The sequence below is a fragment of the Pseudomonas protegens genome (assembly GCF_003363755.1).
Classification (GTDB): domain Bacteria; phylum Pseudomonadota; class Gammaproteobacteria; order Pseudomonadales; family Pseudomonadaceae; genus Aquipseudomonas; species Aquipseudomonas danubii.
Genome location: NZ_CP031396.1, coordinates 1,365,533 through 1,388,620 on the forward strand (window position 1 = coordinate 1,365,533; position 23,088 = coordinate 1,388,620).

Here is a 23,088-nt window from a genome sequence, read left to right on the forward strand (position 1 = left end):
TGTCCTTAACCAATGGCCACGTCGGTGCTTTTCAGCGGGACGGCCATGGCTGTGAGTATTTTGCGCAGGCCTGAATATTCGTTGCGGGCGTGCAGGGTGAGGATGTTGTCGAGCATCACGACGTCGCCCTTCTCCCAGGGAAACTCCACCATCACCTCGCGATAGAGCTGTTGCAGATGGGTGATGTAGTCATCGGGGATCGGGCTGCCATCGCCAAAGAAGGTGTTTTGCGGCAGGTCCTCGGGCGCGAACTCCGCCAGCAGGCTGTCGCGGATGCTCTCTGGCAGGGTCAGGGCATTGAAGAACGTCGCATGGTTGAACCACACGCTCTCGCCGGTACGCGGATGCCGGACCATGGCCGGGCCCTGTTGCCGGGTGCGCAGGCGGTTGCCGGATTTCCACTCCGGGGTCACGCCGATCTTCGCGCAATAGGCCTCGACCTCGGCGCGGTTGTCGGTCTGGAACACGGTCTGCCAGGGCAGCCCCATGCCGTCGCCATAGTTGCGCACATAGAGCACGCGCTTGCGCTGGAACTCTTCGCGCACCTGTGGATCGATCCGCGCCAGCAAATGCCGGGTGTCGCCAAATGGCGTCTCGCCGCCGGTGGTCGACGGCACGTCGCAGTAGAAATACAGGTGCAGCGGAAACACCGGGGAATAGGAGTGCTCGTTGTGGGGAAAGATCTTTTCCACGGCCGGGTAGTCGGTGGAGCTGTAGACGTTGAGTTTCTTGGTGATCTGGGTCCGCGGCGAGGCCCGGAACAGGTACTCCAGGGCACCACCGGAAATCGAATCGACGCACTGGTTGAATTCGTTGATGTCCTGCACCGCGAAGCCGCGGAACAACAACGTTGCGTGCCGGTCGAGCTTTTCCTGGAGCAGCTCGCGGTTTTCCCCGGCCCACTGCGCCAGCCCCACGCCAGGAACGTTCGGCGTACACAGCAGGGGAATCGAGCTGTTCTCGAACAGCGGCGTGAACGTCACCAGGCTGGATTGGTCCAGGCTCAAGCTCTTGCGCCGTCCCTTGCCCAATGCCGGTATGGCTTGAGACTCGAATTTCGACATGACCCACCTCCGATTCGCGGTATCAGGCGCGGCGATCGCACGCGCCTGCATGATTGTTCAATATGGCTTCACTCGACCGGCACCCGTCCTGGACGGCGCCGCTGAATCGGGTGCTGTTGCTTGAGCAGGGCCTGGCGCTGTTGCAACTGGTCTCGCTCGCGCAGGTATTGGATATCCCGTGCCTGGTTCAGCAACGCCGCCAACGGCGCCTGGGTATCGACCACCATCAGCTCGAACACCGCCTGCAACTGCTCGAACAGGCACGCCATGTCCGCGGCGGTGTAGAGCCCGGCATCGCACTTCAGGCCGAGGTAGATGCCCTGGGGCGCATTGACGAACTCGGCCACCAGGTCCAGCTCCGCGGCAGCCCTGCCGGCAGCCACCGGCTGCACGTCCAGGCCGTCGATCGACAAGGGCTGATCAAGGCTTTCCTGATAGATGAACTTGATGCTGAACAACGGCGAACGACCGGCGCGCCGGACCACCCGCAGCGCCTCCACCAGGCGCTCGAAAGGCAGGTCCTGGTGATCCGAAGCACCGATGACCGTGCTCCGTGTCACCTGCAGCAAGTCGCTGACGCACTGTTGTTCCTCGACACTTATCTGCAATACCAGTTGGTTAACGAAGAAGCCCACCAGATCTTCAACGCCGGCGTGATTGCGGTTAGCGATATCGGTCCCCAGACGCACCCGCGAACTGTCGCTGCGCTGCCCCACCACCAGGGCAAAACCTGCCAGCAGCAGCATGTACAACGTCACCCCCTGGGCACTGGCAAAGGCGCGCAGCGCCTGGCTCTGAGCCGCCGAAAAATGGAACTCGTGGAGATCGCACAAGGGTGACGGCGTCTGCCCTGGCTGCACCGTGGCACTGGCGGGCAAGCGCGTGAGGTGATGGTCATCGCCCAGGACATCACGCCAGTAATCGAGCTGACGCTGCAGCTCACCGCCTTCGAGCCATTGGCGCTGCCAGACAGCGAAGTCCACGTAATGCAGGGCCGGCTCCGGCAACGGGCTGGCCGTGGCGGTCCGATGGGCGTGATACAGGCTTACGAACTCGGTCGGCAGAATGCCGAACGACCAATGGTCGGCGACGATGTGGTGCAGGGTCATGAGCAGCAGGTGCCGTTGCGGCTCCAGCCGCAGCAGGCGTACACGCATCGGCGGGCCGGCGATCAGGTCGAAGGGCTCCGCGGCCTGTTGCTGCAACTGCTGCTGGGCCATGGTCTCGCGCTCGGCCACTGGCAAGGCGCACAGGTCATCGAACACGAACGACAGCGGCAGGTGGCGATGGACGTGCTGCCAGCTCTCGCCTTCGACCTCGCTGTAGGTGGTACGCAATACCGAATGCCGCTGCATCAGTGATTTGAAGGCTTGCCGCACCGCCTCGATGTCCAGCTCGCCACGCAACTCCAGGGCCCGGGCGATGTTGTACATCGAGCTCTGCGGCTCCAACTGCCAGAGGAACCACAAGCGCTGCTGGGCAAAGGACAACGGCTGTGGCCGCGAGTCATCCACCCGGCACAAGGCCGGGGCCGCCTCCGGAGCCTCAGTGGCGCCCAGGGCGGCGACAAAGGCTTGCAGGTCGGGCGCATCGAACAGGGTCCGCAGCGCGGCCTGCAAGCCCAGCTCATGCCGCACCCGGCTGATGACCTGGGTGGCCAGCAACGAGTGCCCGCCCAGGGCGAAGAAGTTGTCCTGCAGGCCGACCCGCTCGACTTCGAGCACGCTCTGCCAGATCGCCGCCACCTGCTGCTGCAGTTTGCTGTGCGGGGCCACATAGGCTTGTTGCAAGGCACTCAAGTCCGGCTTGGGCAGGGCCTTGCGGTCCAGCTTGCCGTTCGGGTTGAGGGGCAGGCGCGGCAACAGCAGCACGTGGCTGGGCAACATGTAATCCGGCAGCGTTTCCTTGAGCCCGGCCTTGATCAGCGCGCAACGCTCGGCCTGTGCCTGAGCATCGCCCAGGCCGTCGTCGGTATCCCCAGGCAACGCAGAGGGCACCACATAGGCCACCAGTTGCATGCCGTTGTTGGCCGGCACGGCCAGCACCACCGCCTCACGCACATCTGGCCGAGCCGACAGGCGCGCCTCGATTTCCCCCAGTTCGATGCGGAAGCCGCGGATCTTCACCTGATGATCGATGCGGCCGATGTACTCGATCGCCCCTTGCGGGTTGTAACGCGCCAGGTCGCCACTGCGATACAGCCGGGCGCCGGGCTGACCGGCAAAGGGGTCGGGAATGAAGCGCTCGGCGGTCAGTCCCGGCCGGTCAAAATACCCCTGGGCCAGGCTCGACGCAGAACCGATGCACAGCTCCCCGGTGCCGCCTTCGGGCAGCAGATTGAGGTCGCCGTCGATGATCCGCAGGGCGCGGCCGATGATCGGCTGGCCGATCGGGATGCCGTAGACCTCGCTGGCATCCTGCTCCCGGCAGTCGTGGACACTGGAGACCACGGTGGCCTCGGTCGGGCCGTAGGTATTGAGCAGGCGTACCCCCCCAAGCCCGGCGGCGTGCCACAGGCGCAAGCCCTCCACCGACATCGCCTCGCCGCCGACATGCACCTGGCGCAGGCGCCCCAGGCTGCGGATACCGTCGGCCATGCACTGCTTGGCCAGCAAGTGCCAGTAAGCCGCCGGCAGGTCGGCCAGGGTCACGCCCTGGCTGACGATCACCGCCGCCAGTTGCTCGACGGCCCAGGGCTCGTCGCCGCGCATCACCAGGGCCGCGCCGAGGCAAAGGGCTGGGTAACACTGCTCGACGAAACCGTCGAAGCTGAAGGTAGCGAATTGCAGCACCTTGTCGGTGGCGGTGAGCGCCGAATAATCCGCCGCCGCTTCGCAGAACGCCGACAAGGCCCGGTGATCGATGGCCACGCCCTTGGGGACCCCGGTGGAGCCCGAGGTGTAGATCACATAGGCCAGGTCTTGCGGGCAGGCGCGGTTCAGCGGATCGGCGCTGGAGCAATGGCTCAAGCGTTGCGCCAGGCTCGGCAGATCCCAATGCAGCACGCTGTCGGGCAGCAGCGGCGCGGCCCAGGTGCCGGTGTCGCTGAGCAGCAGGCTCAGGCGGCTGTCGGCAATCATGAACGCCAGACGCTCTTGCGGGTATTGCGGGTCCAGGGGCACATAGGCCGCGCCACTCTTGAGCACCGCCAGCAGGCTGACGATCAGTTGCGGGCCGCGCTTGAGTGCCAGGCCGACCCGATCCCCCGGGCCAATCCCCTGGGCTTGCAGGCAATGGGCCAGGCGGTTGGCCTGGGCGTTCAACTGGCCATAGTCCAGTTGCTCGCCATCGACCACCAGCGCCAGCGCCTCGGGCGTGGCCGCCGCCTGCGCGGCGATCCGCTGGTGCACCAGCGGCGCCTGGGCGGGCACCACCTCGGCCAGCTGGCTGTGCTGCAGCAAGTCCTGGCGCGCCTGTTCGCTCAACAACTGCAAGCCCCCCAGGGCCGCGTCGGGATCGGCCATGAACTGCAGCAGCAAATGCCGCAACTGGGCACAGAAGCCCTGGACCTGATCGGCACTGAAACGACTGCGGTCATAGCTGAAGTCCAGGCTCAGGTGCTCGCCCAACTCGATGCCCAGGGTCAGCGGATAGCTGGTCTGCTCGTGGTTGGCCAGGCCGGAGAACTGCAGCCCGGCCGGAGCCCCCTCCTTGAGGGCCTGGGCCACGGGGAAGTTCTCGAACACCAGCAGGCTGTCGAACAAGGGGGCGCCCTGGTGCCCGGCCCAACCCTGGATCTCGTAGAGCGGCACGTGCTCGTGTTCGCGCAAGCCCAGATTGAGCGCCTGCATCTGCTCAAGCCATTGCCCCACGCTGCACTGCGAACGTGGCTGGCAAATGATCGGCAAGGTATTGATGAACAGCCCCAACTGCTGCTCGATACCCGGCAGCGGCGCCGAACGCCCCGCCACGGTGGCACCGAAGATCACGCACTGCTGCGCGCAATAACGCTGCAGCAACAGCGCCCAGGCGGCTTGCAGCACAGTGTTCAGGGTGACCTTCTGCTGCCGGGCAAAGCTGCCCAGGCGTTGTGTCAGCGCCTGGTCGAACCCTTCCAGGTGCTGCCCATGGCCGCTGCCCGACACCGGCTTGCGCACCCCGTCGGCGAGCAAGGTCGGCGAGTCCATGGCGTGCAGGCGCTCGCTCCAGAACTGTTGTGCAGCCGGGGCCGACTGCTGCTGCAACCAGCCCAGGTAGTCGCGATAGCGGCCTTGGGGCGCCGGCAAGCGAGCGCCGCCGTACAACTGGATCACTTCGGCCAGCAGGCTGGCATTGCTCCAGCCATCGAGCAGCAGGTGGTGGCAGGTGTAGATCAGGTGCCAGTGGTTGTCGGCGATGGGCACCAGCAGCAGGCGCAGCAAGGGCGCCCGATCCAGCTCGAACCCCCGGGAACGCTCTTGCGCGGCCAGTAGATCGAGATCCGCCGGGGCCGATGCCAGTACCTGCAACGGCACCTTGACCCGGTTCCTGACCAACTGATGGGCGCTGTCCAGCCCTTCCCAGTGCACGCTGCTGCGCAGGATAGGGTGGCGATCCAGGGCACTCTGCCAGGCATCGGCAAAGCGCTGGGGATCAAGGCCGTGGATGTCCAGGCGCAACTGGTTGATGTAGGCCTGTTCCTGGGACTCGTAGAGGGTATGGAACAGCATGCCCTGCTGCATCGGCGTCAGCGGATACAGGTCCTCGATGGCAACCGCCGGCACCGGCAGCGCGTCGAGCTGTTGCTGGGAGATCCGTGCCAGCGGGAAGTCCGAAGGCGTAGCTTGGGCCTGATCCAGCCCACAGCAGTGCTCGATCAGCAGGCGCAGCTCGGCGAGGTAGTCATCGGCCAGCCGCTGGATGCTGGAGTCGCTGAACATTTCCTCGCTGTAGCCCCACTGCAACGCCAGTTCGCCGCCATAGACCTGGCCTTCCAGGGTCAGCCAGTTGGCCAGGGGTGCCTGTGGGTCCTGAGCCTGCCCGCTGCTCTGGCTGGCCGGCGTCCACAACGCCTGCTCATCGAACTGGCGATCGAACTGGCCCAGGTAGTTGAAGGTGATCCGTGGCTGCGGCAATGCCGCCAGCGCCTGACGCTGGGCCGGGCTGCCCAGGTAGCGCAGCAAGCCGTAGCCCAGCCCCTTGCCGGGGATCGCGCGCAGTTGCTCCTTGATCCCCTTGATTGCAGCCCCAGCTTGCTCGGCCGGCTGCAGGCGCACCGGGTACAGGCTGGTGAACCAGCCCAGGGTGCGGGTCAGGTCCAGATCGTCGAACAGGTCCTCGCGACCATGCCCTTCCAACTGGATCAGGGCCGAAGCCTGCCCGGTCCAGCGGCACAGTACGCGAGCCAGGGCGGTCAACAGCAGGTCGTTGACCTGGGTGCGATAGGCGCTCACAGCCTGTTGCAGCAGTTTGCGGGTCAGCCCCACATCCAGTCGCGACTCGATCTTGCGGCCATGACGGTTCTGCAGGCCGCCCGCTGGGTTGTCACAGGGCAAGTCGCCGGCTCCGCTCTGCTGCGCCAGCCAGTACGGCAGTTCGGTCTCGCGCTGCGGCGCATGCTCCCGCAAGCGCCGGGCCCAGGCCTGATAGGCACTGGTCTTGGGTGGCAGTTGCACCGTCTGAGCCTCCGCCAACTGCCGGTAGGCCTGTTGCAGGTCCTCCAGCAGCACCCGCCAGGACACCCCATCCACCACCAGGTGGTGGATCACCAGCAACAGTTGCTGGCGACCCGACTCGTGCTCCACCAGGACCGCGCGTACCAGGGGGCCGGCTTGCAGGTCCAGGCTGCGCTGGGCCTCGTCGCACACTGCCGCCAGGGCCTGGTCATGCTCGACCCGGCACTGCCACAGGTCGAAGTGGCTGGCAGGCTCGGCATAGGCCTGCTGCCAACCCTGCTGCGTGCCGACAAAGCGCAGGCGCAAGGCATCGTGATGATTGACCACCTGCAACAACGCCACCTGCAACAGCGCTGGCTGCAAGGGCTGGCGCGGGTCCAGCAGCAACGACTGGTTCCAGTGCCCCGGTCGAGGCACCTCCTGAGCCAGGAACCAGTGCTGTACCGGGGTCAACGGCACCTCACCGGTCACTGGTCCCTGGTCGATCTGCGGCTGATCGTCGAGGACCGCGACCTGGGCCAGGCTGCGCACGCTCTGGTACTGGAACAGGTCCCGGGGCGCCAGACGGACCCCGGCCTGACGGGCGCGACTGACCACCTGGATCGAGATGATCGAATCACCGCCAAGCTCGAAAAAGTTATCGTCCAGGCCTACCTGAGCGAGCCCCAGCACATCGCACCAGATGCCCGCCAGGGCCTTCTGCATGGCGTTCTCCGGGGCCACATAGGCCAGTTGCGGCGCCGTCTCGGGCAGCGGCAAGGCCTTGCGGTCGAGCTTGCCGTTGGCGGTCACCGGCAAGCGATCCAGGGCCAGCAGGTGATGGGGCACCATGTACTCCGGCAGGCTGCTGGCCAGCCAGGCCTTGAGTTCGTCGGTCCACCCCTGGGCCTGGGCGCCCTCTTGCAACACCAGATACGCCACCAGGTGCTTGGCGTTCTGCACCAGCACCACGGCCTCGCGCACGCTCGGGTGCTGCATCAGCCGGGCTTCGATTTCACCCAGCTCGATACGCAGGCCCCGCAGCTTGACCTGATGGTCCAGGCGGCCCAGGTATTCGATCACCCCATCGGCCCGCTGGCGCACCCGGTCGCCGGTGCGATACAGCCGCGCCCCCTGGTGGAAGGGGCAAGGTACAAAGCGCTCGGCGGTCAGGGCCGGGCGCCGGTGATAACAGCGAGCCAGCCCGAGGCCGCCCAGATAGAGCTCACCGGCAACACCCGCCGGTACCGGTTGCAACTGGGCATCCAGGACATGGGTACGCAGGTTGGCGATCGGCTGGCCAATCGGCACGCTGCTTGCGCCTTCGTCGACACAGGTCCAGTGGGTGACGTCGATCGCCGCCTCGGTCGGGCCGTAGAGGTTGTACAGGCCAGCGCCCGGCAATCGGGCGAAGACCTGCTGCTGGGCATCCAGGGGCAAGGCCTCGCCACTGCAAACGATGCGTTTGAGGCTGGCGCAGGCCGACACGCCCTGCTCATGGATGAAGGCCTGGAGCATCGAGGGCACAAAGTGCAGGGTGCTGATGCCGTGGTCGATGATGGTGTCGATCAGGCGCGCCGGCTCACGGTGGGCCCCCGGGGCCGCCACCACCAGCCGGGCACCGGTCATCAGCGGCCAGAAAAATTCCCAGACCGAGACGTCGAAGCTGAACGGGGTTTTCTGCAGCACCGCGTCACTGGCGTCCAGGCCATAGGCCTGCTGCATCCAGTACAGACGGTTGACCAGCGCCGCGTGGCTGTTGCCAGCCCCCTTGGGCTTACCGGTGGAACCCGAGGTGTAGATCACATAGGCCAGGTTCAGCGGGTCGACCGGCGTCTCCAGCGGGCCGCTGTCATAAGCCAGCAGCGCGTCCTGATCCTGGTCCAGGAGGATGACCTTGAGCGCCTCTGCATCGGCTTGGAAATCCAGCAGCGGCAGCAGCGAACGCTGGCTCAGCAAGAGGCGGATGCCGCTGTCCTCGATCATGTAGGCCAAGCGGTCCCGGGGGTATTCCGGGTCCAGGGGCACGTAGGCGCCACCGGCCTTGTGGATCGCCAGCAGGCCCACGACCATTTCGATGGAGCGTTCGATGCAGATGCCCACCAGCACATCCGCCGCCACACCCAGTTCACGCAGCAAGCGGGCCAGCCGGTTGGCTCGGGCATCCAGTTCGGCGTAGCTCAGTTGCTGCTCGCCGAACACCAAGGCGCAGGCGTCGGGGGTACGCCGGACCTGAGCTTCGATCAGTTGCGGCATGCTCAACCCGGTGGGGTAAGCCTGCGCCGTGGCGTTCCAATCGTGCACCAGGGTCTGGCGCTCCCGGGCATCGAGCATCGGCAACTCGCCGATGCGCTGCTCGGCATCCTCCAGCATGCCTTGCAGCAGTGCGGTCCAATGCCGCGCCATGCGTGCGATGGTGTCAGCGTCAAACAGGTCTTCGGCGTAGGTCAGGGCGGCGTGCAGCTTGCCGGACTTCTCGTAGGTGTCCAGGGTCAGGTCGAACTGGGTGGTGCGGCTCTGCCATTGCACCAGGCTCAGCTCCAGCCCGGACGCTGTCTGTACCGTGCTGATATCCGCCACCTGGGGCTGGTGGTTGTACATCACCTGGAACAGCGGTGTGTGGCTCAGGTTGCGCTCCAGCTTCAAGGCTTCAACCAGTTGCTCGAACGGCAGGTCCTGATGAGCCTGGGCACCCAGCGCCGCCTCTTTGACGGCCTGCAGCAGTTCGCTGACCCGGATCTGGCCGGTGAGCTGGGTGCGCAGCACCTGAGTGTTGACGAAAAAGCCGATCAGGCCTTCGACCTCGGCGCGGTTGCGGTTGGCGATGGGTACGCCGACGCGAATGTCGTCCTGGCCGCTGTAACGGTGCAGCAGCACATTGAAGGCGCCGAGCAACAGCATGAACAGGGTCACATTGTGCTGTTTGGCCAAAGCCCGCAGTTGCTCGGCCAACTCCGGCGCCACGGCGAAGTCATAGCGGGTGCCACGGTAGCTGGGCATCGCCGGGCGTCCATGGTCAGTGGGCAGTTCCAGCACCGGATGCTCGCTCCCCAACTGCGCCTGCCAGTACTCCAGCTGCCGTGCCTGCTCCCCTGCCTCCAGCCAGCGCCGCTGCCACAAGGCATAGTCGCTGTACTGGATTGGCAACGCCGGCAGTTGCGGCTGATCGCCCCGTTCGAAGGCGTCGTAGCAACGGATGAACTCGTCGATCAGCACGTTCATCGACCAGCCGTCAGAGACGATATGGTGCAAGGTCAGGAGCAACACGTGCTCCTCGGCGGCCAGCCTGATCAGCTTGACCCGCAGCAACGGACCGGTTGCCAGGTCGAACGGCAGCAGCGACTGCTGCTGCGCCTGTGCCGCCACCGCCTGCTCCTGTTCCGATGCGTCGGTTGCACTCAGATCCAGGTATTGCACGGCCAGCTCGACCTCTGCCGCAGCCTGTTCCAGGCGATCATCGGCGTGGCGCTTGAACACCGTGCGCAGGGTCTCGTGGCGCGCCACCAGGGCGGCGAATGCCTGCTCCAGCGCCTGGTGATTCAGCGCCCCCGTCAGACGCACCGCCCCCGGCAGGTTGTAGGCGCCACTCTCGGGGTCCAGCTGCCACAGGAACCACATGCGCCGCTGGGCGTAGGACAGTTCCTGACGGTCCTCCACGGCCACGTCGGCAGGGATTGGAAACAACGAAAAGTCGATATTTTCCGCCCGCAGACTATCGAGGAACAACCGGCGCTTCTCCAGCGGCAGCTCGATAAATCGGCGTGCAAGTTTCAGGGACTTTTCAGCGTTCATCTGGATTCATCCGTACATGTTGGGTATCGAGCGTTGGCTCGGCTATCCCTACGAAACGGATGGGCCTGGTGAAAAATTAACCCCCTGCGCGACAGGCAGATCAGGGCTTGCACGGTAAATTCCAGCGCTTGCGGCTCGTCAAATCAGGACCTTCCCCTTAATAAGGTCGCGATCATGTCCTCAGCCACTTCCCTGGCCAGCTCACTGGCAAATGGCTTGCGCAAGCTGGTAGGTGCCGGCGCCCAACAACCCCGGAGCTACCGGCTGATCAACGTCGAACTCAAGCAACGCATCGACCTCAGCCCCTCCATGACCCGCCTGGTGTTCGGCGGCGAGGACATCGCCCAGGCCCGCACCCTGGCCCCGGACCAGCGCATCAAGCTGCTGTTTCCCGGGGCCGACGGCACGCCTGCGCAATTACCGGTGGAAGGCGACTGGCAAGCGGCCCGGCGCCAGTTGCCGGCCGAGCAGCAGCCACCGATGCGCACTTACACCATTCGTGCCTTGCGCATGCAGCCGGCAGAGATGGATGTGGATTTCGTGCTGCACGGGGTCAACGGCCCGGCCTCTGCCTGGGCCACCCACGCCCGGCCCGGCGACCGCCTGCAGATGGTGGTGCCGAACAAGGCCTACAGCGGCGACCCCGGCGGTTATGAGTGGCTGCCGCCGGCGGGGATTGGCAAGGTGCTGCTGATGGGCGATGAAACCGCCTTGCCCGCCATCGCCGGGATTCTGGAGGAGTTGCAGGATTACCCGGATTACCCGGACGTGCAGGTGTTCATCGAGGTGCCCTGCGAAAGCGACTGCATCGACCTGCGCTGCAATCCGCAGACCCGGGTCAACTGGCTGCCTCGGGACGTGCTCAATGCCCAACACGGTGAAACCCTGCTCCATGCCGCCCGGGAGCTGGCCGAGCTGCCACCGCCCAACGGTGGCCGCCGGCCGCTCAAGGTTTCCGAGCGCCACGACGCGCAACGGCTCTGGGACACCGCAGCGCCAGCAGACAACCATTTCTATGCCTGGATAGCCGGCGAGTCGGCGACGGTGATGAGCATCCGCCGCCATCTGATCAACGAGCGCGGCCAGGAACGGCGCAACCTGACCCTGATGGGTTACTGGCGCCTGGGTATGTCCCTGGGTTGAGCCCACCAACCGCCCCCTATTCCCTATAGCCGCTGCCGAGCCCGCGAAGCTGCGCAAAGGCCCGAAGGCCCTTGCTTGGCGATCGCCAGTCGAACCTTTGGAGCCCTCAGGTTTTTTGCGTCCCTGCGGGCCGTGCGCAGCCTGCGGCAGCGGCTACAGGGAGCATGTCTGTAGCCGCTAGGAAAGCGCGGCTACCGGTTGCAGGTGGCGCCGGCGATGCACTTCCAGGTGGCCCTTGATCAGGCTCAGCACCTTGGTTTCCTGCTCGTGGATGAAGAAGTGCCCGCCCGCGAGCATGTCCACGGAAAAGCTGCCGCAGGTTTCCTGGCTCCAGCCAATCAGTTGTTCGCTGGTGGCGCGGTCGGTCGTGCCCCCCAGCACATGCACCGGGCAATTGAGCAACGGGCGCTGCAGCGGGCGAAAACGCCCGCACAGCAGGAAGTCGGCCCGCAGGATCGGCAAGGTCAGGCTCATCAGTTCCTGGTTGGCCAGCACCTCTTCGCTGGTGCCATTGAGGGTACGCAACTGCTCGATCAGCTGTTGGTCAGTCTTGGCCTCGGCAAACCCTCGGTCGTATTCGCTGCGCAAGGTCGGTGCCGCTGTCCCGGAAGCGAACAGCGCCACCGGTTCCGGACACCCCAGGGCGCGCAGGGCGTGGGCCAGCTCACAGGCCAGCAAGGCCCCCAGGCTGTGGCCGAACAGGGCATAGGGCGCGCGCAACGTGCTCTGGAGTTCCCGGGCAAGCTGCATCGCCAGCACCCGCATGTCGGTGTGCAGGGGCTCGGTGTAACGGGCGCCGCGCCCGGGCAGTTCCACGGGTGTCAGGTGCAGCCACTGAGGCAGCTTGCGCCGCCAGCGGCTGTAGACCATGGCGCTGGCGCCGGAATACGGCAGGCACAGCAGGTTCAATTGGGTCACGGTTTATCCCTCGACAGATGATCTGTTAAGGAAACGCAGTGCAAGGCGGAGAAATTAGGACGCGCTCGCCCCCGGCAAGCGGACGGCAACCCATGGGCCGGCGCTAACCGGTTGTCTGCGACGCCGCGTAAGCGTGGCGAGCCGGTCCAAGGTGCTCATAGCTGGAAGCGCTGGACCTGGCCATGCAGGTCTCCCGCCAGGCTCGCCAACTGGTCGCTGACGCTGGAAGTCTGTGCCGCGCTGTCGACGTTGTGTACCGCCACGTCGCGAATCGCCAGCAGATTCTGATCGACTTCCCGGGAAACCTGCGCCTGTTGCTCTGCGGTGCTGGCAATTGCCTGGTTCATTTCGTTGATCTGAACGATGCGCTCGGCAATCTGCGCCAGCACCCCGTCAGCCTCCAACGCCTTCGCATTGCTGCGCTCGACATACTCATTGTTCGCGACCATCGCCTGCACCGCCTCACGGCTGGTGGCCTGAACGGAGGTGATCATGCCTTCGATTTCCGCAGTGGAGCTCTGGGTGCGTTGCGCCAGCGCTCGTACTTCGTCGGCGACGACGGCAAACCCTCGCCCCTGCTCGCCTGCCCGGGCGGCCTCGATGGCCGCATTGAGGGCCAGCAGGTTGATCTGTTCGGCAATGGCGCGAATCACTTCCAGCACTCGGCTGATGGACAACACTTCATCGGCCAGCCGCGTGATGGTGCCCGAGGTCGTCTGCAACCGCTGTCCCAGCTGTTCGATGGTGAGGCAGGTCTGCCCCACCTGTTCACGCCCTGAACGGGCCTCGCGCTGCGCATCACGGGTGGAGTCGAAGGTCAGGTTGGCGTTGCGAGCGACCTGATCCACCGCCAGGGACATCTGGTTGACCGCTTTCGCGGCCAGCTCGATTTCCTGGTTCTGCTGGCTGATGCCCTGTTTGTTGCTGGTCGCGGTCACACGCAGCCCCTGGGCTTGCTTGTGCAATTGCGTAGCGCTGGCCTGAATCGCCTGCAAGGTATCGCGCAAGGTGTTCTGCATGCTCTGCAGCGACAGCTGAACCTGACTGATCTCGTCGCGACCGGCGACCTTCACCGGCTCACGCAAATCCCCCGAGGCGGTGCGGGCCACCGTCTTTTGCAGGCCATCCAAACGCTGGGTAATGCTGCGGCTGAGCAACCACGCAAAGCCGCCACCGCCACACAGGAGAATCAGCAGCAGTCCCCAGGTGAACAGCACATTGTTCTCGTAGACCCGCTTGCCCTGTTCGTAACTGCGAGACGACTCCTGCAGTTGCACGGCAATCAGTTGATTGAAGTCCTCTGACAGCGGATCAATCACCGGATACAGTTCCTGGGCGGTGAACAGCGCCAAGCCGGCCTTGTCTTCGCTGCCGAGCAAGGTCTTGAGCTTCTGCAATGGCTGCTTGGCCTGGGCCATCAAGGGCTCGATGCGCTCGATCAGGCGCACCTCTTCATCGATCAGCAACGTGGCCTTGTAGGCCTTCCAGATGTCCGCGATCTGCTGCTCGGCCTCCTCCACCCGCTGCCGAGCTTCCTTGAATGACAAGCTGCCATTGCGGGCCTTGTGGCTGCTGTCGACGATATTCACCGCGTACAGATCAGCCACCTGCTTCAAGTCCCGCAAGGGCACCACACGATCCAGATAGACGCTGTTGAGCCGCCCCAGGACCCCCTCTACCCCCAGCAGACCCGAAACCCCTATCGCCAGGCTGCCCACCAGCATCAGAACGATAAGAACGATGAGCCGTGCTCGTATGCTGAAATAGTTCATGTGCAATCCCCGGCCAGAAAAAACGCGGCCGCGACGCACAGGTCAGGCAACGTGGGGCAAGTATGGTCGGGAAATACCCCCCTCGCCTGGCCGGATGAACGCACCGTCCACGCTCGGGCGCACGCCGGCAGGAGGCGCCCGCTCAGGCCGCACGCTTGCTGGTGGTTTTGAGGCGACGTCGGATTCAGCTGACGTCGGACTCAGGTGGCATCCGGCTCAGGCGCATCGCGCATCAGGCGTCGATAGCTCTGCAACGCCGCCCCCAGCACCACCGCGCCGCCGCCCAGGGCCAGCCAGAAGCCGCTGCGGGCGCCGAAATGGTCCACCAGGAACCCGGACCCCGCTGCCCCCAGGGCCACGCCAATGCTCAGGCCGGTGACCAGCCAGGTCAGGCCCTCGGTGAGCTTGGCCGGGGGCACGATGCGCTCCACCAGGGCCATGGCGACAATCAGGGTCGGGGAGAAAAACAGCCCGGCGACGAACACCGCCAGGGACAGGCCAAAGACATTGCTCGCCCAGAGCAGCGGCAAGGTGGCCAGGGCCGTGGCGATACCGCCGTACATGAACAGCCGGGGCAAGGGCGTGGCCAGTTTCAGCGCGCCGAAGGCAATGCCCGCCAGGCACGAGCCGATGGCGTACACCGAGAGCACGATGCTCGCCGCCGCCGGCTGCCCCTGGTGCTGGGCAAAGGCCACGCTGACCACATCCACCACGCCGACTATGGTGCCCATGGCCACCATCAACAGGATCAACAGGCGGATTTCAGCGGAGCGAATGATCGAGCCCGCATGCCCCTCCTCGTGGGGGTGCACCGGCGGCTCGGTGCTTTTCTGCATGACGAACACACTGACCCCCAGGGCCAGCATCAACAGCGCGGCCAGGGGCCCGGCCTCGGGGAACAGCCCCACGCACAGGCCCACCGACACCGGGGGACCGATGATGAAGCAGACCTCATCGAGCACCGACTCCAGGGCGTAGGCGGTCTGCAACTGCGGCTGGCCACGGTACAGCTCGGTCCAGCGGGCGCGGACCATGGCCGACATGCTGGGCATGCAACCGGCCAGGGCGGCGCAGATGAACAGAGTCCAGTGCGGGGCCTGCAAACGCGTGCACAGCAGCAGCGCCAGCAAGGCACCGCCTCCAAGGCCCGCGGCCAGGGGCAGCACCCTGCCCTGGCCGAAGCGGTCCACCCAGCGTGACACCTGGGGCGCGCAGAAGGCCGTGGCCAAGGCAAAGGTGGCCGCCACGGAACCGGCCAGGGCATAACCGCCATGGAGCTGCGCGAGCATGGTGATCAGGCCGATGCCGGTCATGGAGATCGGCATGCGCGCGATCATGCCGGCCAGGACGAACGCCCGACTGCCGGGGGCCTTGAACAGTTCGCGATAGGGGTTTGCCATTTACAACGACTCCTTGGGGGGCTGCAACTTGCCACAAAGTGCTCGCGCAGTAAAAATACATACGCCGCGTATGTCAAAAATCATGTAAACATACGCCGCGTATGTCAACCCACCCTTTGTTGGAGAACTGTGTTCATGAGCCGCCGCCCTCGCGCCGAGATGATCGAAGCCACCCGCGCCAGGCTGATTGCCAGCGCGCGCCAGGCCTTTGCCCGCCTGGGCTATGCCAAGACGTCCATGGACGACCTGACCGCCGAAGCCGGACTGACCCGCGGCGCGCTGTATCACCACTTCGGCGACAAGCAGGGGTTGCTGGCGGCGGTGGTGGAACAGATCGACGGGGAAATGGATCAACGCCTGGAGGCCATCTCCAGCGAGGTTGCCGATCCCTGGGAGGCTTTCTGCCAGCGTTGCCAGGCCTATCTGGAGATGGCGCTGGAGCCGGAAATCCAGCGCATCGTCCTGCAAGACGCACGGGCGGTGCTGGGGGACGTCACCCAGGCCGGCGAGGATCAGTGCATCGACACCCTTGGTGCCCTGCTGAGCCGGCTGATCCAGGAGCAGGTGATCGAACCGGCGTCGCCCCAGGCCCTGGCGCGATTGATCAACGGCAGCCTGGTGGAGGCCGCACTGTGGATTGCCGCCGCCGAGCAGCCTGAGGCCCGCCTCGATGAGTCGCTGCAGGGGCTTGAGCTGCTGCTGCGCGGGCTGCGGCGGCAGCAACCGAACTGAACGCTCTGACACCCTGAGCCCGGCTCCGGTGCTGACCGAAGCGCTCAGCCCTTTGTGCCCGCCAGAAACGGAATTGGCCCCATGCCCGACTCTCCGATCAAGGCGGTGAATGGATCTGCCAGGTGCAGGACCCCTGGGGCAACTGCATCGGCCTGCGCCAGCCAGCGACGCTCGCCTGACGCGTTAACTGGCGGCACACTGACGAGCTTTTCACCCGAGCCCCAAGGAGAAACGGCATGCATCAGGTGCTGCTGATCATTGATGTGCAACCCTGTTTCAACCCACCGCCATGGCTGGTGGAAGGCATCAACGCACTGCTGGGACAGATGCCCTCGGTGGCCACGGTGGAACGCCATGATGAAAGCCGCACGCCCTTCGCCCGGCAACTGGGCTGGCAACCGGCGGCGGACGACCAGAGCCTGGTGGCCGCCGATAAGGTTTTCATCAAGCACGGCTATGGGCCAACGGCAGAGATACTCGACTACCTGAAAAGCCTCTGTCCCGAACGCGTGCTGGTGTGTGGCATCCAGACCGACACCTGCGTGCTGGCCGCCGGCTTTGCCCTGTTCGATGCCGGATTGCAGCCGACCCTGCTTACCGACCTGACGGTGGGTTCATCCCTGGACCGCAGCGGCGGCCTGGGTATTGACCTGTGGCGACATCACTTCAAGCACCTGATCCGCAGCGACGAACTGTAGAAGCCGGCGTGCCGGCGAAGGCAGTGTGAGGCCATCGATACGCCAGGTGCCAAGCAGCGCTAGACTCCGCGCCTGCGCGCCGTTCGCCTACCAAAACGCAAGTGACTCCCCACCCATGAAAAAATTTGTCGCCCTGCTTGCCCTGTTGTTCTGCAACCCCGCCTTGTGCGCCTCGTTCAGCGATTCACCCGAAGCGCTGGTCCGGCAATTCATTGCCGACTATCAGCAGTGGAGCGACAGGGCCAGCGCCCGCCAAGCGGACAACGCGCCCCTGCAATCGATGGATCTGGCACAGCAGGAGTACGCCCAGTTGCTGACCAAGTTCTGCCTGCCGGGCTTTCAGGGCCAGCCCATTGCCTTCAGTTCCCCGGCCAGCCACGGCACGGCGTACGAGCAGATACTCTCCAGCAGCCGAACCGCGGATCGCGCGCTAGTGAAAACCCGGGCAATCAGCCCCGGCGAGGGCTTTGCTGCCGATTACCACTACCACCTGATCTTCAGCGGCCAGCGCTGGTACCTCAGCGAGGTGTTCTACGTCGACCAGGACGGCCAGTACGAGTCGCTCTAGATCAGCCGTAACCGTTTTGAGCTAGGGTGTTTCAAGTCACCGAACCCCGGAGCCACCATGCCCAGCTCAGCCACCCTGCATCAGGTCACGACCCCCAGCCTGCACCTTGCCTATGAAGCACACGGCCCGACCACTGGCGAGCCGGTGATCCTGCTCCACGGTTTTCCCTACGACGTGCGGGCCTACGACGAGATCGCCCCGCCCCTGGCCGAGCGCGGCTATCGGGTCATCGTTCCCTACCTGCGGGGCTACGGCCCGACGCGCTTTGTCAGCGAGCAGATCATGCGCTCCGGGCAGCAGGCCGCCCTGGCCCGGGACCTGCTGGATCTGATGGATGCACTGCAGTTGCCCCAAGCCACCCTCGCTGGCTACGACTGGGGCGGTCGCGCCGCCTGCATCGTCGCCGCCCTGTGGCCGCAGCGGGTCAAGGGCCTGATGAGCGCCGACGGCTACAACATCCAGGACATCCCCGGGGCCTGCGAACCCAGGGCGCCAGAGACCGAGCACCGGTTGTGGTACCAGTACTACTTCAACACCCAGCGCGGGGTGGATGGGCTGACGGCCAACCGTCGGGCCTTCTGCGAGCTGTTGTGGCGCCAGTGGTCGCCGACCTGGAAGCAGGGACCGCAGTGCTATGGCCTGAGCGCGCCGTCCTTCGACAACCCGGACTTTGTCGAAGTGGTGATCCATTCCTACCGCCATCGCTTCGGCTACGTACCCGGCGACCCCAGCCTGGAAAGCATCGAGCAGGCGTTGCAGGCACAACCGCCGATCCAGGTGCCGACCATCGCCCTCTGTGGCGCCGACGACGGGGTCGGCCCGGCCACCGAGCCGGACCCCGATATCGGCCTGTTCAACGGGCCCTATCAGCGCAGTATCCTGCCCGGTGTCGGCCATAACCTGCCCCAGGAAGCCCCGCAAGCCACCCTCGACGCGCTGCTGGAGTTGCTCCAGAACGCCTGAGAAGAGCTGCAGGCTGCACGCCATGCCGGGGAAAAATCGGTACACTTCGCGCCTTTGATCCCCCACAGGACATGGAATGTTGCCCGCCACGACTTCCCCCCGGCCCGGCCTGCGCCGGGCCCTGGTGCTTTGGCTCTACGCTGTCGGCGCCGGCCATCTGCTGGCCGGACTGCTGCTGACCTGGGCCGGCCACAGCGGCCTGTTCAACGACTACCTGGCCAGTATCGAACAGGCCTTCTGGGGCGCCGCCGCACCGGCGCCGGCCCGGGCCCAGCAGGTCTGGTGGCTGGGCCTGTTCGGCGCCACCCTGCAAAGCTATTCGTTATACCTGCTGGGCCTGGTGCACCTGGGCAACCGCCTGCGGGCACCGGCGGCCTGGGCCTGGCTGATGGCCGGGATCGTGCTGTGGGCGCCCCAGGACATGTGGCTGTCGTGGCAGATGAACATGACCGCGCACCTGTGGATCGACAGCTTCGCCCTGCTGGTGCTGCTGCCACCGTTACTGTGGCTGCAGCGCCACGACCGCCGTACCTCTCGTCTTCCCTCGTAAAAGGACTTCACCATCGTGGCTGATTTGCCAATCCTGCAGTGGGCCATCGCCCTGTTGCTCGCCCAGGGCGTGCTCGGCGCCCTGGACACGATCTACCATCACGAACTCACCGTGGCCCTGCCGCAACGCCACGGCGCGCGCAAGGAGCTGGCAATCCATGCCCTGCGCTCGTGCTTCTACGGCGTACTGTTCATGGGCATTGCCCACCTGGTGTTCCAGGGCATCTGGGCGCTGGTGATCGCCGTGCTGTTCGCCCTGGAAATCGGCCTGACCCTGTGGGACTTCGTCGTCGAGGACCGCAGCCGCAAGCTGCCGGCCATCGAACGCATCATGCACACCGTGCTGGCGATCAATGCCGGGGCCTTCTTCGCCCTGTACGGCCTGCAACTGCTGGAGTGGTCGCGCCTGCCCAGCGCCTTGAGCCCCATCGACCTGGGCTGGCAAGGCTGGGCCCTGAGCCTGTTCGCCGTCGGTGTGACGGCCTCGGGGATTCGTGACGGCCTGGCGGCGTTGCGCTTGCAACGCCAGGGCCAGGGCGCCAATCCCTTTGCCGGCGGTGCCGGCAAACGGGTGCTGGTCACCGGTGGCACCGGCTTTATCGGTGAAACCCTGGTCAACCAACTGCTGGATGCCGGGCACACCGTCAGCGTGCTGGCCCGCGATCCGCTGCGCGCCGCCTACCTGTTCGACGGTCGTGCCCGCTGCCTGCGCTCGTTGAGCAAGCTGGGCCATGGCGAGGCCTTCGACGTGATCATCAACCTGGCCGGCGCCCCGGTGGCCGGGCCGCGCTGGTCGGCCAAGCGCCAGGCGCAACTGTTGGCCAGCCGGGTCGGCACCACCGAGGCCCTGCTCAACTGGCTGCAACACGCACAGCACAAGCCGGAGCTGTGGATCCAGGCGTCGGCCATCGGCTTCTACGGGGTGCGCGACGCCAGCCAGAGCCTGGATGAAAACGCCGAGCGCGGTGAAGGCTTCATGGCCGATCTGTGCGCACGCTGGGAGTCCTCGGCGGAACCGGCCACCCGTTTCGGCGTGCGCCAGGTGGTGCTGCGCCTGGGCATCGTGTTCGGTCCCGGCGGCGCCTTGAAACCCCTGCTGCTGCCCTTCCATTTCGGCTTTGGCGGACGCATGGGCGATGGCCAGCAGATCATGAGCTGGGTGCACCGCGACGACGTGTTGCAGGTGATGGCCCGGGCGATGAACGACGCGTCCCTGTCCGGCACCTACAACATGGTGGCGCCGGAAGCGGTGAGCCAGGGCACCTTCGCCACCACCGTCGGCAAGGTGCTCAAGCGTCCGGTGTGGCTGCATGTGCCGGCCGCGCCGGTGCGAGCCCTGGCCGGGGAAATGGCCGAGCTGTTCTTCGACGGCCAGAAGGTGGTGCCCGCGCGCCTGCTGCAGGCCGGCTACCGCTTCCGTTACCCGACCCTGGACGCGGCCCTGCGCGACCTGACCTGAGCTGAGGAATGCCCATGAGCAAGCCCCTGTTGTACCTGCTGGCGGGCAATGGCAGCGCCGCCGACTGGTGGGACGATGCCCTGCCGCACTTTCAGCGCTATCAGGTGCAGCCGCTGGAACTGCCGGGCTTTGGCGACAATCCACTGCCTCCTTGCAATGACCTCGGCGAATACGCCGAGGCCCTGCTGGGCATGACCGAGCCGGGCCAGGGAATTGTCGCGGTGGGGGTCAGCGCGTTGATCGTGCTGCACGCCTTGCAACGCTGCCCCGGGCATTTCTCGCGCAGTGTGCTGCTGTCGCCGGTGGGGGCCTTTCTCTGGCAACGGCGCCTGCCGGCACTGATGTCGCCGCTGCCGGCGCGCCTGCTGATTCATGGCTTGCTCAGCCATAAACCGACCCTGTTCGCCGGCAAGTTCTCGCGCCAGCCGTGGACCCAGGAGCAATACCAGCGCATGGGCTCGGGCTATGCCCGCTGCCGGGCTTTCGTGCCGCTGTGGCAACAGCTGCGGGCCGACACCGCGCTGCCACTGCTGGAGTGGATCAGGGACCCGGTGCACCTGGTCTGGGGCGACCAGGACCGGCTGCTGGGGATGGCCCAGGCTGCGGCCTGGTCGGCGATCCTGGCCCGGGCCGACCTGCGGATCAGCCTCAAGCCGGGCTGGGGCCATTACCCCTGGATCGATGCGCCGACGGCGTTCGTCGACTGGCTGGAGTCCGGCGACCCGGGTTTCGTCGCCCACACCAAGGGCGGCCGCCTGCGCCTGGCAGAACTGGCCGGCCGGCCGGTGCCCAGCGCCCTGTCCCTGGACAGCGCCGGCGACCCGCGCTTGCCGGCCCTGCTCGCCAGCCAGCCGCAGGCCTTATGGGCGGTACGCTCTTCCAGCTACGGCGAAGATCAGGCCGACTCGGCCAATGCCGGGCTGAGCACCACTTACCTGCGGGTCGCCAGCACGGACGTGCCTGCGCGTATCAGCGAGCTGCGGGACGCCGGCGTCGAGGAAGTGGTGGTGCAGCGCTTCATCCAGCCGACCCTGTCGGGGATCGCCTTCGTGCGTCATCTCGCGGTGGAGCTGGAGTGGGTCGAAGGCCATCTGGAAAGCCTCGCCGACGGTCAGGTCAGCCCCCAGCGGGCGGTGCTCTCGCGGCTGGGCAGTGCCTGGGAAAGTGGCCACTTCGCCAGCACCCAGGGACTCGACGCCAGTGCCTTGTGGGACTTCCTGCAAGGGGTGCTGAAGGTCTTCCACTATGTGCCCGGCGATGTGGAATGGGCCTGGGACGGTCAGCAACTGTGGCTGCTGCAGTACCGCCCCATCAGCGACTACGGCTGGCGCCGGCACCTGACCGCAGCCAATATCGCCGAAATCCTGCCGCCGCAACCCAGCCGCTTCGTCGAGTACGGCCAGCGCCGGGCAGCGGTGAGTATCCCGGCGATCATGGCCCGCTGGGACAGCCGGGTGCTGCAGGACAACGAACCCTTCACCGCGGTGTTCGGCGGGGCTTCCTACATCAACAACGACCTGTTCCTGGCGCGCCTGGCCGACTGGGGCCTGCCCTCCTCCAGCTACGCCGGGGAAGTCGGTGGCGCCACCCCGGAGCTGCCCCTGCGCCCGCTGCGGCTGCTGCGCTCGCTGCCGCGCTTCCTGCGCATGCAGCACGTTGCCCGAGGCCATCTGCTGACCCTGGAACGCGGCCTGCGGCGCTTCGATGACGAGTTGGCGCAGTTGCATCAGAGCGCTGCCAACGGCCAGCAACTGGCGGACTGGTTCAGCCGTTTCTATGTGTTCGTGGTGCAGGGCAACCTGTGCATAGCCACCGCCCTGGCCAGCAGCGGCGGCGCGCTGCTGGGGCGCCCGCCCACCGCCTACGACAACCTGGACCACAGCCCCCATCGCCTGCCCTGGGAAACCGACCCCGGCACCCCGCGCCCGCCCTGCACCGAGTTGCCGCTGCAGGCTTTCCCGCACTGGAGCCCGGCCATCACCCTGGCCCACCGCCTGGGTTTGCCGGGCATGCGCGGCTACTACCTGCAAGTGCGCGAGTGGTACCGGGACAACCTGATGCGGATCTTTTTCCGCCTGCACCACGCCGTGCCCGAGGCCGATCGCGGCTACTGGTTCGCCCCCCACGAGCAGCCGCGCAGCCGCGGCGGCAGCTTCTGGCAGGACGGCCGCGAAGGCAGCGAGCAGGCCGCGGGCTTCATGATCTATCCGGGGCAGGTCCAGGGCGTGCTGGGGGTCGATATCCTCCTGGAAGATACCCTCGATCCCGGGCGCCACGCTCACTACCAAGCGGCCCGGGCCGTGATCGCGCGCATGGGTGGGCGCCTGTCCCACGGCTCCACGCTACTGCGGGAACTGCGCAAGCCGTCGGCGGTGCTGCCGCAAGTGGACACGGCCTGGGTCGGCCGCGAAGTGCTGTATAGCGACGGCCGGCTGAGCCTGGTCGAAGGCTGAACCG

General features: G+C 66.0%; 13 protein-coding genes. 8 read left to right on the top strand and 5 right to left on the bottom strand.

What is annotated here, in order from left to right:
* Window positions 1-5: 5 nt before the first annotated feature.
* Window positions 6-1,064: a TauD/TfdA family dioxygenase gene (locus DWF74_RS05760; RefSeq protein ID WP_115580565.1), complete on the bottom strand. Its 1,059-nt coding sequence runs from the start codon at window positions 1,062-1,064 to the stop codon at window positions 6-8.
* Between the two features lie 68 nt (window positions 1,065-1,132).
* On the bottom strand, window positions 1,133-10,429 hold the full coding sequence (locus tag DWF74_RS05765; protein WP_115580566.1) for a non-ribosomal peptide synthetase: 9,297 nt from the start codon (window positions 10,427-10,429) through the stop codon (window positions 1,133-1,135).
* A gap of 174 nt (window positions 10,430-10,603) precedes the next feature.
* Between DWF74_RS05765 and DWF74_RS05770 the strand changes: the two genes are divergently transcribed.
* A complete protein-coding gene (locus tag DWF74_RS05770; RefSeq protein ID WP_102861762.1) occupies window positions 10,604-11,572 on the top strand; it encodes a siderophore-interacting protein in 969 nt (322 codons plus the stop codon).
* A gap of 177 nt (window positions 11,573-11,749) precedes the next feature.
* On the opposite strand, the gene DWF74_RS05775 is transcribed toward DWF74_RS05770, so the two are convergent.
* From DWF74_RS05775 to DWF74_RS05785, 3 genes are all read right to left on the bottom strand, one after another.
* On the bottom strand, window positions 11,750-12,490 hold the full coding sequence (locus tag DWF74_RS05775) for a thioesterase II family protein (RefSeq protein ID WP_102861763.1): 741 nt from the start codon (window positions 12,488-12,490) through the stop codon (window positions 11,750-11,752).
* A 155-nt stretch (window positions 12,491-12,645) separates the two neighbouring features.
* Complete coding sequence (locus DWF74_RS05780; RefSeq protein WP_115580567.1) at window positions 12,646-14,262, bottom strand: methyl-accepting chemotaxis protein; 1,617 nt, start codon at window positions 14,260-14,262, stop codon at window positions 12,646-12,648.
* Window positions 14,263-14,462: 200 nt separating this feature from the next.
* On the bottom strand, window positions 14,463-15,662 hold the full coding sequence (locus DWF74_RS05785) for an MFS transporter (RefSeq protein ID WP_102861765.1): 1,200 nt from the start codon (window positions 15,660-15,662) through the stop codon (window positions 14,463-14,465).
* A gap of 135 nt (window positions 15,663-15,797) precedes the next feature.
* Between DWF74_RS05785 and DWF74_RS05790 the strand changes: the two genes are divergently transcribed.
* From DWF74_RS05790 to DWF74_RS05825, 7 genes are all read left to right on the top strand, one after another.
* Window positions 15,798-16,394, top strand: a complete 597-nt coding sequence (locus DWF74_RS05790; RefSeq protein ID WP_102861766.1) for a TetR/AcrR family transcriptional regulator — start codon at window positions 15,798-15,800, stop codon at window positions 16,392-16,394.
* 236 nt (window positions 16,395-16,630) lie between these two features.
* Window positions 16,631-17,092, top strand: a complete 462-nt coding sequence (locus DWF74_RS05800) for a cysteine hydrolase family protein (protein ID WP_102861767.1) — start codon at window positions 16,631-16,633, stop codon at window positions 17,090-17,092.
* A gap of 115 nt (window positions 17,093-17,207) precedes the next feature.
* Entirely contained in the window at window positions 17,208-17,660 is a 453-nt protein-coding gene (locus DWF74_RS05805) for a hypothetical protein (RefSeq protein WP_102861768.1), read from the top strand.
* A 57-nt stretch (window positions 17,661-17,717) separates the two neighbouring features.
* Window positions 17,718-18,623 carry an alpha/beta fold hydrolase gene (locus DWF74_RS05810; RefSeq protein ID WP_115580568.1) on the top strand — a complete coding sequence of 302 codons (906 nt, stop codon included), beginning with the start codon at window positions 17,718-17,720 and terminating at the stop codon, window positions 18,621-18,623.
* A gap of 76 nt (window positions 18,624-18,699) precedes the next feature.
* Window positions 18,700-19,173, top strand: coding sequence for a hypothetical protein (locus DWF74_RS05815; RefSeq protein ID WP_102861770.1), 474 nt, complete (start codon window positions 18,700-18,702; stop codon window positions 19,171-19,173).
* Window positions 19,174-19,188: 15 nt separating this feature from the next.
* The gene (locus DWF74_RS05820) at window positions 19,189-20,631 is read left to right on the top strand and encodes a TIGR01777 family oxidoreductase (RefSeq protein WP_115580569.1); all 1,443 of its coding nucleotides are present in this window, start codon (window positions 19,189-19,191) and stop codon (window positions 20,629-20,631) included.
* A 14-nt stretch (window positions 20,632-20,645) separates the two neighbouring features.
* Complete coding sequence (locus DWF74_RS05825) at window positions 20,646-23,084, top strand: alpha/beta hydrolase (RefSeq protein ID WP_115580570.1); 2,439 nt, start codon at window positions 20,646-20,648, stop codon at window positions 23,082-23,084.
* Window positions 23,085-23,088 lie beyond the last annotated feature (4 nt).